Consider the following 13,073-nt stretch of genomic DNA (forward strand, 5'->3'; position numbering starts at 1 on the left):
AGAATACACCATTTCATTGTAATGGTAAATAGATGAAAAGCATGGATAAACCGACTTTAATTTCTATATTTTTCAACGGAATTGTATGTTTTATACGGTATATGTACAAATTGCGAGATTATTAGACAGAAAATTGAGAAAAAAGAAGGATTTTTCAATGGTTCTCTATAATTATATAAGTATAATCTTTATGGAGAAAAGAGGGGTATATATAATGGAAATAACAAGTAAAACAGAATCTGTCGTTGTGAAATATGAAGGCCACGTTGCAACAGTTATGGTCAATCGCCCAGAGGTGTTAAATGCGTTAGATGAGCCGACATTAAAAGAGTTATTACAAAAGTTGAAAGAAGTAGCGGAAAGTTCTGCGCATATCGTTGTGTTATGCGGGAACGGCCGTGGTTTTTCTGCGGGTGGGGATATTAAATCGATGCTTTCAAGTAATGATGAAAGTAAGTTTGATGGCATTATGAATACTATTTCTGAAGTTGTCGTGACGTTATATACGATGCCAAAGCTTGTTATTAGTGCAATTCATGGACCAACTGCAGGTCTTGGGTTAAGTATTGCGTTAACAGCTGATTATGTAATGGCGGATATATCATCTGTTATTGCGATGAACTTTATTGGAATCGCTTTAATTCCAGATGGAGGCGGTCATTTCTTCCTTCAAAAGCGCGTCGGTGAAAATATGACGAAGCAAATTATTTGGGAAGGTAAGAAATTATCAGCGACAGAAGCGCTTGATATCGGCTTAATTGATGAAGTAATCGGCGAAGATTTCCAAACGGCTGTGAAGCAAAAAATTAATGAATGGTCACAAAAACCGATTAAAGCAATGATTCAAACGAAGCAAATTTTATGTGAAGTAAATCGCTCTAATTTAGAGCAAACATTGCAATTAGAGAAGCGTGGTCAATATGCAATGAGACAAACAGCGGATCATAAAGAAGGAATTGCTGCGTTTTTAGAGAAACGTTTACCAGCATTTAAAGGGGAATAAAGTTTGTCCATTCCTCACTGATTATTAGCTCGTTAATTCGGGATAAAGAGGAGAAAGTGCTAACACATTTTAGTATAATTGTGTTAGCACTTTTTTTAAGGAGTAATACATGAAGAAAATAATCGGTGTTATCACTATTATTTTGCTTACATATTCTGCTTTGAATAGTACACCATCTTTGGCAGTTCGGACTGCGTTATTTTTTGAGGGACATCCAAGTGTTGCATTTTCTGACGGGATGACGAAAGAAAAAGATGTGAAAAAAGAAGCGATTCCAGATGAGTATCAAACTCTATATGGTAAGGACGAAGACTTAGAGCACTATTTCTTTCCACATGTAAGAGCACATGGATCAGGAATTGATATGTTAAGTGCGTGCGTGAAGAAAAAATGGTTTTTCTATAAAGCAGAGCTCGGATGTTATTAAATATAGGAGGATGAATGATGTCAGCATATAACAAGTTAGTAAGAGATCGTGTTCCAGAGAAGATTTTAATGTCTGGAAAAACGTATACAGCACAAAAATTAACAGGTCAAGCATACATACAAGCTTTAGCGAAAATTGGAACAGAAGAAATTCGTGAATTTGCTTCTATGAAAGAACGCGAACATGCGCTAGATTCTCTTGCGGATGCGCTAGAGGTTATCATTTCATTAGCACGTGCAGAAGGTGCATCGATTGAAGATGTGGAACGCCTTCGTAAGAAAAAAGAAGTAGAGCGCGGTGGATTTGAAAGAGGTATTTATTTATTAGACGTTTCAGAAGAATAGTTTTATAGGAAAAGCATAGCGTTAATGAGTAACGCTATGCTTTTTTGTTGCAATGAAGCTAATAATGAAGAAGCTAGCTGTTAATATCCAGCCGATTGTAATAGAAGTAGTAGTATGAATGGCATAAGAGATTTGTAAACAAAATAATGATGCTAAAAACCAAATGAGTGCAATGTGTATATATTTTTTTGATATATTCATATTTCAGGACTCCTTTTTGTATACTAAAAAGAATTTTAATACAATTTAGAAAATTAAGCTATATAAGTAGAGGTTTTCTGGCGGATTTTGTATACTGAATAGTAGAGAAAATGAGGAGGAAACGACAATGGCACATCATACGAAAGAAACGATGGAACTGATTAAGGAGCTTGTCTCTATTCCGAGTCCATCTGGAAATACAGCAAAAATTATTAATTTCATTGAAAACTATGTCAGTGAGTGGAACGTAGAAACGAAGCGTAACAATAAAGGCGCTCTTATTTTAACGGTAAAAGGGAAGAATGATGCGCAGCACCGCTTATTAACGGCACACGTTGATACGTTAGGTGCGATGGTGAAAGAAATTAAGCCTGATGGTCGCCTGAGTCTTTCTATGATTGGTGGATTTCGCTGGAACTCTGTAGAAGGAGAATATTGCGAAATTGAAACATCAAGTGGCAAGACGTATACAGGAACGATTTTAATGCATCAAACATCTGTACATGTATATAAAGATGCAGGTGAAGCAAAACGCGATGAGAAAAATATTGAAGTTCGTATTGATGAGCGCGTATTTTCAGCTGATGAAGTACGCGAATTAGGAATTGAAGTAGGAGACTTCGTGTCATTTGATCCGCGCGTTCAAATTACAGAGAGTGGATACATAAAATCACGTCATTTAGATGACAAAGTAAGTGTTGCGATTTTATTAAAATTAATTAAAAGATTACAAGATGAAAACGTAACATTACCATATACGACGCATTTCTTAATTTCTAATAATGAAGAGATTGGATACGGTGGTAATTCTAATATTCCAGAAGAAACTGTTGAATACTTAGCAGTTGATATGGGAGCGTTAGGTGATGGACAAACATCTGATGAATATACAGTATCTATTTGTGCAAAAGACTCTAGCGGCCCGTATCATTACGCACTGCGTAAACATTTAGTAGAGCTTGCGAAAACGAATCATATTGAATATAAAGTAGATATCTATCCATACTACGGATCTGATGCATCAGCTGCGATTCGCGCGGGATTTGATGTGAAACATGCTTTAATTGGAGCGGGTATTGATTCTTCTCACGCATTTGAACGTACACATGAAAGTTCTATTGCGCATACAGAAGCATTAGTGTATGCATATGTAATGTCTAATTTAATTGAAGAATAATTTCATAGATAATAGAGAGCTGATTAAAAATATTATTTTTAATCAGCTGTTTATTTGGCGAAGCGATTAGGAGACATGTCCTAATCGTTTTTTTATCCCGCTATTTGTGGGTTGATTAAAATTTTATTTTATATACATTCATTATAAGTTATATATATGCGATTTTTGTTATACGGCCGGAAACGTATTTACTATAGATATATAATGTTATACACTATGAAAGGAATTAATTAATAGTTAATATTTTTTAGTTAGCTTGAATAAAAAAATTGTATGAATATGAAGTTTTGAGAGGAGATTTATTTTTCATGAAGTACAAAGCAATAGCCGCAGGTTTATTAGCAGCAAATTTACTAGCACATCCAATTAGTAGTTTAGCAGAAACGAAGAAATTTCCTGATGTTTCAGATAGTGCGTGGTCGAAAGACGCAATTTATTATTTAGTAGAGAGAAATGTAATTAACGGTATGCCAGATGGTAACTTTATGCCATACGGAAATTTAACACGTGCCCAGGCAGCAAAGATTATCGCAACAGCAATTGGTGCTAAAGTAGATCCGAATGCAAAGCCATCTTATAATGATGCAAAAAATAATTGGGCAGCTTCATTTATTGCAGCTATGGAAAAAGAGAATATTATTAAAGGGCGAGAACCAGGAGTATTTGATCCTGAAGGAAAAGTAACTCGTGCTGAAATGGCAGCTATGCTTGTAAGAGCATATAATCTGAAAAGCAAAGTAACAGGACCAGTTCCTACAAAATTCGCTGATTTAGAGAATCATTGGGGTAAAGAAGAAGTTAATATTTTAGTAGAATTAAAACTTTCTTTAGGTACAGAGAATGGCTGGAAACCGAATGATTCTATTACGCGTGAACAAGCAGCTCAGCTTACTGCGCAAACAGATAAATTTAGCAAGAATAGTGATCGTCCAGTAGAAACAAAGAAAATGTACATAGATAGAAAATTCATTACATATCACGCACCATCATTAAGTTCTGGGATTAGTGCAAATCAGCATAATCCACAAACGGTAGAAATTAAAGAAGAACGAGATGGATGGATCAAAATTGCAACAAGTAACGGTGATAAATGGACACCTTTAGTAGAGAAAACAGAAGTTATTAATGAAGGATTCACTACTTATGCAGAAGCTTCTTCTTCGTCAAAAGTAATGGGAACACATAACGCACAGCAAGTAACTGTTATTGAAGAGAATGGCAGCTGGATTCGTATCCGCATGGGCGCTGGTTTCCAATGGGTTAATAAAAATCAATTAAATCCAGTGAAGCAAGGTAACTTCTTAGAAGGAAAAGCGATTATCATTGATCCAGGTCATGGTGGAGTTGATCCAGGGCATTCTGGTGTGAAAATGGATGAAAGTGCTATTGTATTAGATACATCTTTACGTGTACAAAAACTATTTGAACAAAAGACACCATTTACTGTTTTATTAACACGTAATGATGATACGCGTCCGGGAAATACTCCTGGTGAATCTTTGAAAAAACGTGTAGAATTTGCACAAGAAAATAAAGGTGATATTTTCGTAAGTATTCATGCAAACGGGTTTAATGAACAAGTAGAAGGAACAGAAACGTTCTACTACAGATCGGCAACAAATCCAAATTCAGAAGAAAGCCGTGTACTAGCAGAAAAAGTACAAAAACGTTTAGTACAAGCACTTCAATCAAATGATAGAGGTGTAAAGACAGAAAACTTCTATGTAGTGAAATACAATACAATGCCTGCTATTTTAGCTGAACTAGGTTTCATCGATGCTAAAGGTGAAGGTGAAAAACTAGCTACTGAAGAATGGAGACAACGTGCAGCGGAAGCTATTTATCAAGGTATTTTAGATTACTATGAAGAAATGGGTAACAACGTGTCTTCTTTCCGTTAATAAATAATAAGAGATTGCCATTGGCAGTCTCTTTTATTTATTAACGTTTCTCTTTATTTCCGGCATATGATATCATTTAATTTTATATACAAAAAAGTATTTGAGTAATTGTAATCATAACAATTTTAAACGATAGAGGATGATAATAGATTGAATAATCATAGTAAAACACCTGCCTGTATATATACGTATGCATTTCGTGAGGAGGAGCGTGCTTTATGTTACTTGGAAATGCGCTCGTTCTTTGGAATGGAGTCGCACGTTAATATTTTAAAAAGTGATGTAAAAATTGACCCGAGTAGAAGTGCGTTTATGAAAGAGCGCGTTGAGGTTATGTATGAAGGGGACGACTTAGAAAGCATTTTAAAACAAGTGGAACAAATTGATTTAGCGGGGGCGTCGTTTAAAGTTATCTTCGTTAAAATCAATGACCTCGTTGGAGAAAATAAAATTGAATATGGAGAAAGACGTCTTATTGAACGAGACCTTGGCATGCATATTGAAGGAGAAGCGGATGTTCGTAATCCAGAGCGTGTATTCGGGATTGTTCCTCTTGGAGGACGCTGGTACTTCGGGCACTATGTAGAAAGCGAACCAGTTTGGTATCATCACATAAAAAAACCGCATAGTTATTCGACATCACTTAGCACACGTGTTGCGAGATCAGTTGCAAATATCGCTGTACCAAATCCAGAGGGAGTACGAGCAATTGACCCGTGCTGCGGTATTGGAACAGTAGTAGTAGAAGCACTTTCTATGGGGATTAACATCGTTGGTAGAGATATAAATCCACTTGTAGTTCTTGGAACAAGAAAAAATATCGCACATTTCGGATTTGAAGGAACAGTAACAAAAGGACCAATCGAGGAAATTACTGAGAACTACGACGTTGCCATTATCGATATGCCGTACGATCTATTTACGCACGCCACACCAGAAGATCAACTATCAATTCTCTCAAGTGCACGCCGCATCGCGAAAAAAGTAGTCGTTGTAACGATGGAGACAATGGACGACATGATCCATGAAGCAGGATTTGAAATTACAGATCGCTGTATTACAAGAAAAGGATCATTTACTAGACAAATTCTTGTTTGTGAATAGAAAGAGAAAGGTCACCCGTTTGGGTGACCTTTTTCTATTGTAGTTTGATGTGTGATTGGTTGGTGGTGTAGATAGATGAATTAGCGGAATTTGTCGGTAAGTCGATATTCCATGGCAAATCGCCGATATATTGTGTTGAATCGCTAATATATTCCGAGAATCGTCGATATCGTTACATTAGAATGTTACTGTTCTTTTAATTTTTCTTGTTGTGCGATTAATAAATTGCGTAATATGTGTCCGCGGTAACTTTCTAGTTTTCGTCCTTCATGATAGCGCACACCTAATTTTTTTAGTTCAGCTACGTACCAGCCCTTTGTTCCGTAATACATGGGATCACTTCCTTTTTGCTTTTGAACAGTATATGTTGGGGGACGAAGTAACTTTACATTGAAAATAATAATGGTAAAAGGAATCCTACATGTGTGTACGAGAGGAATTGCAAAGTTATCGAGGTGTTTTATAACGTAACATCCAAGCCGTGTATAAAAAAGTAGACAGTTGTATATGAATTTGTTGAAAAAAGAATACACATTACTGAGGGGATTTGAAAAAAGTAATGCTATACGATTTGGCATGATACTTGCGTTGGAAATAGTATTAACGTATAGGGGAGAGATAGAAATGAAGGTTAGTAAAATATATACAACGATTGATGCGCACGTAGCTGGGGAGCCGCTTCGAATTATTACGGGCGGCGTGCCAGAAATAAAAGGGGAAACGCAGCTGGAAAGACGCGCATACTGTATGGAACATTTGGATTACCTTCGTGAAATTCTGATGTATGAACCGAGAGGGCATCACGGAATGTACGGTTGTATCATTACACCGCCAGCAAGTGCCCACGCTGATTTTGGTGTTTTATTTATGCACAATGAAGGATGGAGTACGATGTGTGGTCATGGCATTATTGCTGTCATTACAGTTGGAATTGAAACAGGCATGTTTGAAGTAAAGGGTGAAAAACAAAAGTTCATTATTGATAGCCCAGCCGGAGAAGTTATTGCGTATGCAAAATATAACGGGAGTGAAGTAGAATCTGTATCATTTGAAAATGTTCCTTCATTTGTATACAAAAAAGACGTTCCTATTAAAATAGATAACTATGAATTTCAAGTAGATATCGCGTTTGGAGGAGCATTTTACGTTGTTGTAGACTGTAAAGAATTTGGTTTGAAAGTTGATTTTAAAGACTTGCCCGCTATTCAAACGTGGGGCGGTAAAATTAAACATTATATAGAGAGCAAAATGGAAGTGAAACATCCACTTGAAGAAGGATTGAAAGGAATATACGGCGTTATCTTTTCAGATGAACCGAAAGACAAAGGTGCTACGCTACGAAATGTAACGATTTTTGCTGATGGGCAAGTAGACCGTTCTCCTTGCGGTACAGGAACTTCAGCGAGAATCGCAACTCTTTTTGAAAAAGCTACCTTGCAAAAAGGAGAAGTATTCATCCATGAATGCATTACTGATGGGAAATTCCAGGGAGAAGTATTATCCGTAACAGCGGTAGGTACATATGAAGCTGTCGTTCCGAAAGTAACGGGGAATGCATTTATTACAGGGTTTCATCAGTTCGTTGTAGATCCGAGAGATGATTTGAAACGGGGATTTTTGTTAGGATAGAAGGAGGAGGTGGAAAGATATGCTAGTTATAAGCGCGAACGAACAAAGAAACTTAGTAAATATGAATGAAGTTATTGAATACGCGGCGCTTGCTTTAAAAGAATTTTCCGCAGAAAGAACGATTACACCAATAAGAGGTTCGTTACCATTTGCGAACGAGCAAAATACGGCATTAATTATGCCTTCAGTAGCGGAAGGGCTTGAGGCACTTGGAGTAAAAATAGTAACGGTAGTCCCGCAAAATAAACAGATAGGAAAGAAAACGATCAATGGGATTGTGATGCTATCAGACTTTCAAACGGGAGAACCGCTCGCACTTTTAGAAGGATCGTACTTAACGATGATCCGAACAGGCGCCTTATCAGGAGTAGCGACAAAATATTTAGCTCGTCATAACGCAAAAACTTTATGCATTATCGGCACGGGAGAACAAGCGAAAGGAATTGCTGAAGCAATATTTGCGGTTAGAGATATCAAAAAGGTCATTTTATACAATCGAACAGAAGAAAAAGCGTATGCATTTGCGCAATATATACAAGAGAAATTAGGCAAACCAGCTTACGTTTACAAGGATCCAAATGAAGCGATACGTGAAGCAGACATCATCGTCACAACTACGAATGCATCCACACCAGTCTTCTCAGAAACACTACAAAAAGGCGTCCACGTAAACGCCGTCGGCTCATTCAGACCGAGCATGCAAGAACTACCATCTCACGCCATCACAAGCGCAAACAAAGTAGTAGTTGAATCAAAAGAAGCAGCACTAGACGAAACAGGAGACCTTCAAGTTCCGATAAAAGAAGGTCTATTCAAAGCAAACGCCATTCACGCTGAACTTGGTCAAATTATAAGCAAAGAAAAAGCTGGACGCGAAAATGATGAAGAGATTACTATTTTCAAATCAGTTGGTTTGGCGGTAGTGGATATTATCGTTGCGAAGTATTTGTATGAGAAAGCGGTGGAGCAAGGAGTAGGGAATAAGATTGAGTTTTGAGACTGCCTTTTGGTGGTCTTTTTGTCAGGATGGGTGTGCTAGTATTTATAATTGAAGCCTTTTAATATTATGTTGAAATATATGAATTCTGCGCGGACATCAAATCATTCATTCAATTGGTATATGAAAAAGTTGCACCTCTAATTATTAGAGATGCAACTTTTTACCATTCACGCCATTCTTCTGTTATATCTTCCTCGGATTCTAAGCCAGCTATTCGTGCTGCTGTATCGATAAATTCATAGAGATCTTCTCTTTCCATTGTTTCGATAAAATGTTCATGTTCGATATTTAATTCATTTAATTTAATAACTACCTCTTTAACAACTTGCATTACTTCGACTTCGGTTGGATTCTCTCCTAATCGCTGTAAGTTGTTAATGTAAGTGTCAAGAACTGTATTTGTTGCACTTATATTTTCTTCAGTAAAAAATTCCCCATCTTCATCATACTCAACCCATGAGGTTGTTGGTTTGTTTTTTTTCAATTCATCAAATGTCATGATAACCTCCTAAATGTGTTTTTTGTCTTTAATCCCATTCTACATTTTCGATCATATAAAACAATCATTTTAGAGGGGTTTTCTGTAAGTTGATAGTTTTTTAACTCATTTTATGAGGCTACTTATTCGTGGTCTTTTTATTTTCTCCTCCGCATAAATATAGTTTATCGCAAGAATGCATTAATAGATTACAAACTTTCTACCTTTGCGAAAAAGTTTGACAATACATACCGGTAGTGGTAATTTAAAACCTATAAGAAAACTCGGTATTAATTCCGAGTTTTCTTATAGGTGTAAATAGTCGAGAGGGGTCGAAATATGAAGAAGAAGTTGTTTGTATTACCATTTGTCCTACTATTATTTATTGCATTAGCTGCTTGTTCAGGGGAAAAAGATTCGAAGCAAGCGGGTACTAGTAAATCAGGGACTCCGAAAGATGGAGGAACGTTAACGATTGGTGTTAGCGATAATCCAGATACGATGAATCCGCTTTATGCGAATGATCGTGTGTCATTAACTGTGCAGCAAGCTTTATATGCGCCGCTATATCATATGGAAGACGGTAAGAAAAAGTTTGTTCTTGCTGAGAGCTTTACGCCTTCAGAAGATCAATTAACGTGGACATTGAAATTAAAAGATAATTTGAAATGGCATGATGGTAAGAAAATTACATCAGACGATATAGCATTTACATTCCAATCTATTTTGGATGAGAAGCAAAATAGCTCAAGTCGTGAAAACTTTATTTTTAAAGGAAAGCCGCTTGAGGTGAAAAAGGTAGATGAGTTAACAACTCAATTCGTTTTACCACAAGTAAGCGCATCTTTCGAAGGTGTGATGAATGATTTCTTCCCAATTCCGAAACATGTATTTGAAGGGGAAGCAGATTTAGCGAAGAGTAAGAAAAACTTACAGCCTGTAGGATCAGGGCCGTTTAAGTTTAAAGAGTATAAATCAGATGAGTACGTTGCATTAGATCGATTTGATGATTATGTAGGTGGGAAGGCTAAATTAGACTCTATCGTATACCGCGTTGTAAAAGACCGTAATACAGCAAATGTTTCACTGCAAAATGGTCAAATCAACATGAAGATGATTGAGCCGCAAGACTTTAAGAAATTAGATAGCACTGGGAACTTCTCAATGGTGACATTCCCTGAAGGTAGACTATTCTACTTATCTTATAACATGAATACTGATCTTATGAAGAAAAAAGAAGTGCGCCAAGCAATTGCGCATGCGTTAGATAAAAAAGAAATGATTAACTCAGCATTCGTTTCAGGTGAATTTGCAGAACCTGCAAATTCAATCTTAACGCCAGACGCTATGTATTATGCGAAAGATATTAAAGAGTATAAGTATGATAAAAAAGAAGCGAAAGATTTATTAGCAAAAGCTGGTGTGAAAGATAAAGAAAAAGTACGCGTGATGTATGTAACGAATAATAAAATCATGGAAAGCTTAGCGCTTTATACACAACAAAAATTAAAAGAAGTTGGCTTAGAAGTTGAACTAAATGCATTAGATGCTAGTGCAGCAAGTGAAAAAGGCTTAGATAAAGAAAATAAAGAATATGACATTACATTTGGTGGTTACATAATGGGACCTGAGCCAGATTCATATAAGAGCTTATTCTTAAGTAATGCTGAATACAATTATGCACGATATAAAAACGCTGATTTCGATAAGTTATGGGAAGAAGCTGCAGTTGAAACAGATAAAACAAAACGTGCAGAGCTATACCATAAAATTCAAGAGACAGCTAGAGAAGACGTACCTTATCTACCAATTGCGTATCCGAAAGCAGTTATTGCAGTAGATAAAAAGTTTGATGGATTAAAAGAAGCAAAAGCAATTCCTGTCACAATGTTTGAAGATCTATCTAAGATTTATGAAGTGAAATAAGAAACAATAAAGAAGCTGGTGGAAATCAGCTTCTTTAGCTTGAGGGGGGAAGTTTGTGTATAAAGTAATTGCAAAGAGGCTTTTAAATGCAATTCCGCTTTTATTTGTTATTTCTATTATTTCTTTTCTATTAATAAAGCTAGCGCCGGGGGATCCTGTTCGAAACTTTGTTACGCCAAATATGAGTCCAATTGATGTTGAGCGTATTCGCAAAAGTTTAGGACTAGATCAACCAATTTACGTGCAGTATTTTTTATGGTTAAAAAACATTTTAACAGGAAACTTTGGTTACTCACTTCAAAATCATCGTCCTGTTTTGGAACTTATCACAGAAAGATTACCTGCAACAATTGGGTTAATGGGATCATCTTTACTCGTCTCATTCGTAATCGCAATACCGCTTGGACTATTTACAGGTGTGAAAAAGAATTCATTCTTTGACCGCATTGTAAACTTTATTTCATATGTTGGTATTTCTATGCCGGTTTTCTGGTTTGCACTACTATTAGTCTACTTATTCTCTTTAAAATGGAACCTACTTCCGAGTATGGGTATGCGCACCGTTGGTAAAGATTCTGTTTGGGATATTGTGCAACACGGCATTTTACCTTGCATGGTGCTAGCGTTCCAAAACGTATCTGTTTATATGAGATATATTCGTTCAAGTACGATTCAGCAATTAGAAGAAGAATATGTACAAATTCAATATGCGTACGGCGCTTCAAAGAAAACGGTGTTATTTAATCACGTACTTCGAAATGTATTAATACCGATCATTACAATTTTCGGATTATCGATTCCAAGTTTAGTAGGCGGAGCATTTATTACGGAAACAGTATTTTCATGGCCGGGTCTTGGTTCACTTGGGGTAAATGCTATTTTTAGATTTGATTATCCGATTATCATGGCAATTACATTACTATCATCATTCATGTTAATTCTCGGTAACTTAATTGCTGATATTTTATATGGCGTAGTAGATCCGCGCATTCGAATGAGGGGGTGATTTGGAATGAATAATAGGAGATTTCAAACGATAAAACATAGCTTTACGAAAAATAAGTTTGTTGCAATGGGAGTTATTATACTTGCGGTTTTAACGGTCGCATCAATTTTCGCATTCGTATCGCCGTACGATCCTAGCAAAATGTCAATTCCAGATCGCTTACAAGAACCAAGTATGAGTCATCCTTTCGGAACGGATGATTACGGAAGGGATTACTTAACGAGAGCGTTATATGGCGGACGAGTTTCACTTGCGGTCGGTTTCCTTGCGATGGTTGTTTCTATTACAATCGGTACTGCAGTTGGAACAATTAGCGGATATTTTGGCGGAAAGTTAGACAACTTTTTAATGCGAGTTGTTGAAGTACTGATGTCAATTCCATCATTCTTTTTAATGCTACTATTAAATGCGTATTTAAAACCAGGAATTACGACGTTAGTTCTTATTATCGGATTACTAACATGGATGGACACCGCGCGCATTGTAAGGGCAGAAACGTTATCTGTAAAAGAGCGTGAGTACGTTTTATACGCAAAAGTATCAGGACAAAAATCACTTATGATTATTGTAAGACATATCATTCCTAACATTTTATCAACCATTATTATCGCCGCGACATTAACGATTGCGACATCGATTTTAATGGAATCATCACTTAGTTTTTTAGGTTTAGGTATTAGAGAACCAGATTCTTCTTGGGGCAGCATGCTAAACAATGCGCAAGGATATATTGGTGAAGCTTGGTATTTAACACTATTCCCAGGATTCCTTATCCTTTTAACGGTACTTAGTTTTAACGTAATTGGTGAAGCATTGAAGAAAGCTTTCGCACCAAAAGGAGCCGGACATGAAAACTAAAGTGTTAAGTGAAAGGAGT

14 protein-coding genes are annotated in these 13,073 nt (G+C 36.5%); 11 read left to right on the top strand and 3 right to left on the bottom strand.

All coding sequences use genetic code 11. From position 1 onward, the window contains the following. Positions 1 to 190 precede the first annotated feature (190 nt). The 3 genes from BM089_RS00060 to BM089_RS00070 all read left to right on the top strand — a co-directional run bounded on the left by BM089_RS00060 (position 191) and on the right by BM089_RS00070 (position 1,774). The gene (locus BM089_RS00060; RefSeq protein WP_001999174.1) at positions 191 to 1,003 is read left to right on the top strand and encodes an enoyl-CoA hydratase; all 813 of its coding nucleotides are present in this window, start codon (positions 191 to 193) and stop codon (positions 1,001 to 1,003) included. Positions 1,004 to 1,112: 109 nt separating this feature from the next. Next, positions 1,113 to 1,430 (top strand): hypothetical protein, encoded by a 318-nt coding sequence (locus tag BM089_RS00065; RefSeq protein WP_090975636.1) that lies wholly within the window; start codon positions 1,113 to 1,115, stop codon positions 1,428 to 1,430. Positions 1,431 to 1,447: 17 nt separating this feature from the next. Continuing rightward, complete coding sequence (locus BM089_RS00070; RefSeq protein ID WP_001277348.1) at positions 1,448 to 1,774, top strand: nucleoside triphosphate pyrophosphohydrolase; 327 nt, start codon at positions 1,448 to 1,450, stop codon at positions 1,772 to 1,774. A 21-nt stretch (positions 1,775 to 1,795) separates the two neighbouring features. Here the strand turns inward: BM089_RS00070 and BM089_RS00075 are convergent, their stop codons facing one another. Further along, positions 1,796 to 1,975, bottom strand: a complete 180-nt coding sequence (locus BM089_RS00075; protein WP_016513660.1) for a hypothetical protein — start codon at positions 1,973 to 1,975, stop codon at positions 1,796 to 1,798. Positions 1,976 to 2,102: 127 nt separating this feature from the next. On the opposite strand from BM089_RS00075, the gene BM089_RS00080 reads away from it, so the two are divergent. The 3 genes from BM089_RS00080 to BM089_RS00090 all read left to right on the top strand — a co-directional run bounded on the left by BM089_RS00080 (position 2,103) and on the right by BM089_RS00090 (position 6,157). Beyond that, the gene (locus BM089_RS00080) at positions 2,103 to 3,152 is read left to right on the top strand and encodes a M42 family metallopeptidase (RefSeq protein WP_000930086.1); all 1,050 of its coding nucleotides are present in this window, start codon (positions 2,103 to 2,105) and stop codon (positions 3,150 to 3,152) included. A 308-nt stretch (positions 3,153 to 3,460) separates the two neighbouring features. Beyond that, the gene (locus BM089_RS00085) at positions 3,461 to 5,053 is read left to right on the top strand and encodes an N-acetylmuramoyl-L-alanine amidase (protein ID WP_016513661.1); all 1,593 of its coding nucleotides are present in this window, start codon (positions 3,461 to 3,463) and stop codon (positions 5,051 to 5,053) included. Between the two features lie 150 nt (positions 5,054 to 5,203). Beyond that, positions 5,204 to 6,157 (top strand): TRM11 family SAM-dependent methyltransferase, encoded by a 954-nt coding sequence (locus tag BM089_RS00090; RefSeq protein ID WP_001059320.1) that lies wholly within the window; start codon positions 5,204 to 5,206, stop codon positions 6,155 to 6,157. 185 nt (positions 6,158 to 6,342) lie between these two features. Here the strand turns inward: BM089_RS00090 and BM089_RS30500 are convergent, their stop codons facing one another. Next, the gene (locus tag BM089_RS30500) at positions 6,343 to 6,573 is read right to left on the bottom strand and encodes a YflJ family protein (RefSeq protein WP_100910561.1); all 231 of its coding nucleotides are present in this window, start codon (positions 6,571 to 6,573) and stop codon (positions 6,343 to 6,345) included. 208 nt (positions 6,574 to 6,781) lie between these two features. On the opposite strand from BM089_RS30500, the gene BM089_RS00100 reads away from it, so the two are divergent. Together BM089_RS00100 and BM089_RS00105 are read left to right on the top strand one after the other, a co-directional pair. Next, positions 6,782 to 7,786, top strand: a complete 1,005-nt coding sequence (locus BM089_RS00100; protein ID WP_090975638.1) for a proline racemase family protein — start codon at positions 6,782 to 6,784, stop codon at positions 7,784 to 7,786. Positions 7,787 to 7,805: 19 nt separating this feature from the next. Beyond that, a complete protein-coding gene (locus BM089_RS00105; RefSeq protein WP_090975641.1) occupies positions 7,806 to 8,783 on the top strand; it encodes an ornithine cyclodeaminase family protein in 978 nt (325 codons plus the stop codon). A 163-nt stretch (positions 8,784 to 8,946) separates the two neighbouring features. Here the strand turns inward: BM089_RS00105 and BM089_RS00110 are convergent, their stop codons facing one another. Continuing rightward, positions 8,947 to 9,285 carry a hypothetical protein gene (locus tag BM089_RS00110; protein WP_000141783.1) on the bottom strand — a complete coding sequence of 113 codons (339 nt, stop codon included), beginning with the start codon at positions 9,283 to 9,285 and terminating at the stop codon, positions 8,947 to 8,949. Positions 9,286 to 9,603: 318 nt separating this feature from the next. Between BM089_RS00110 and BM089_RS00115 the strand changes: the two genes are divergently transcribed. The 3 genes from BM089_RS00115 to BM089_RS00125 are packed head-to-tail and all read left to right on the top strand — an operon-like array spanning position 9,604 to position 13,054. Then, on the top strand, positions 9,604 to 11,190 hold the full coding sequence (locus tag BM089_RS00115) for an ABC transporter substrate-binding protein (RefSeq protein WP_000727702.1): 1,587 nt from the start codon (positions 9,604 to 9,606) through the stop codon (positions 11,188 to 11,190). A gap of 55 nt (positions 11,191 to 11,245) precedes the next feature. Continuing rightward, positions 11,246 to 12,196 (top strand): ABC transporter permease, encoded by a 951-nt coding sequence (locus BM089_RS00120; protein ID WP_000278780.1) that lies wholly within the window; start codon positions 11,246 to 11,248, stop codon positions 12,194 to 12,196. 6 nt (positions 12,197 to 12,202) lie between these two features. After that, positions 12,203 to 13,054 carry an ABC transporter permease gene (locus BM089_RS00125; RefSeq protein WP_001065285.1) on the top strand — a complete coding sequence of 284 codons (852 nt, stop codon included), beginning with the start codon at positions 12,203 to 12,205 and terminating at the stop codon, positions 13,052 to 13,054. Positions 13,055 to 13,073 lie beyond the last annotated feature (19 nt).

Source organism: Bacillus sp. 5mfcol3.1 (assembly GCF_900114335.1).
GTDB lineage: Bacteria > Bacillota > Bacilli > Bacillales > Bacillaceae_G > Bacillus_A > Bacillus_A thuringiensis_S.

Coding starts and splice junctions, on each gene's coding strand:
- BM089_RS00060 (WP_001999174.1), top strand. CDS start 191: ATGGAGAAAAGAGGGGTATATATAATGGAAATAACAAGTAAAACAGAA.
- BM089_RS00065 (WP_090975636.1), top strand. CDS start 1,113: ATGAAGAAAATAATCGGTGTTATCACTATTATTTTGCTTACATATTCT.
- BM089_RS00070 (WP_001277348.1), top strand. CDS start 1,448: ATGTCAGCATATAACAAGTTAGTAAGAGATCGTGTTCCAGAGAAGATT.
- BM089_RS00075 (WP_016513660.1), bottom strand. CDS start 1,975: ATGAATATATCAAAAAAATATATACACATTGCACTCATTTGGTTTTTA.
- BM089_RS00080 (WP_000930086.1), top strand. CDS start 2,103: ATGGCACATCATACGAAAGAAACGATGGAACTGATTAAGGAGCTTGTC.
- BM089_RS00085 (WP_016513661.1), top strand. CDS start 3,461: ATGAAGTACAAAGCAATAGCCGCAGGTTTATTAGCAGCAAATTTACTA.
- BM089_RS00100 (WP_090975638.1), top strand. CDS start 6,782: ATGAAGGTTAGTAAAATATATACAACGATTGATGCGCACGTAGCTGGG.
- BM089_RS00105 (WP_090975641.1), top strand. CDS start 7,806: ATGCTAGTTATAAGCGCGAACGAACAAAGAAACTTAGTAAATATGAAT.
- BM089_RS00110 (WP_000141783.1), bottom strand. CDS start 9,285: ATGACATTTGATGAATTGAAAAAAAACAAACCAACAACCTCATGGGTT.
- BM089_RS00115 (WP_000727702.1), top strand. CDS start 9,604: ATGAAGAAGAAGTTGTTTGTATTACCATTTGTCCTACTATTATTTATT.
- BM089_RS00125 (WP_001065285.1), top strand. CDS start 12,203: ATGAATAATAGGAGATTTCAAACGATAAAACATAGCTTTACGAAAAAT.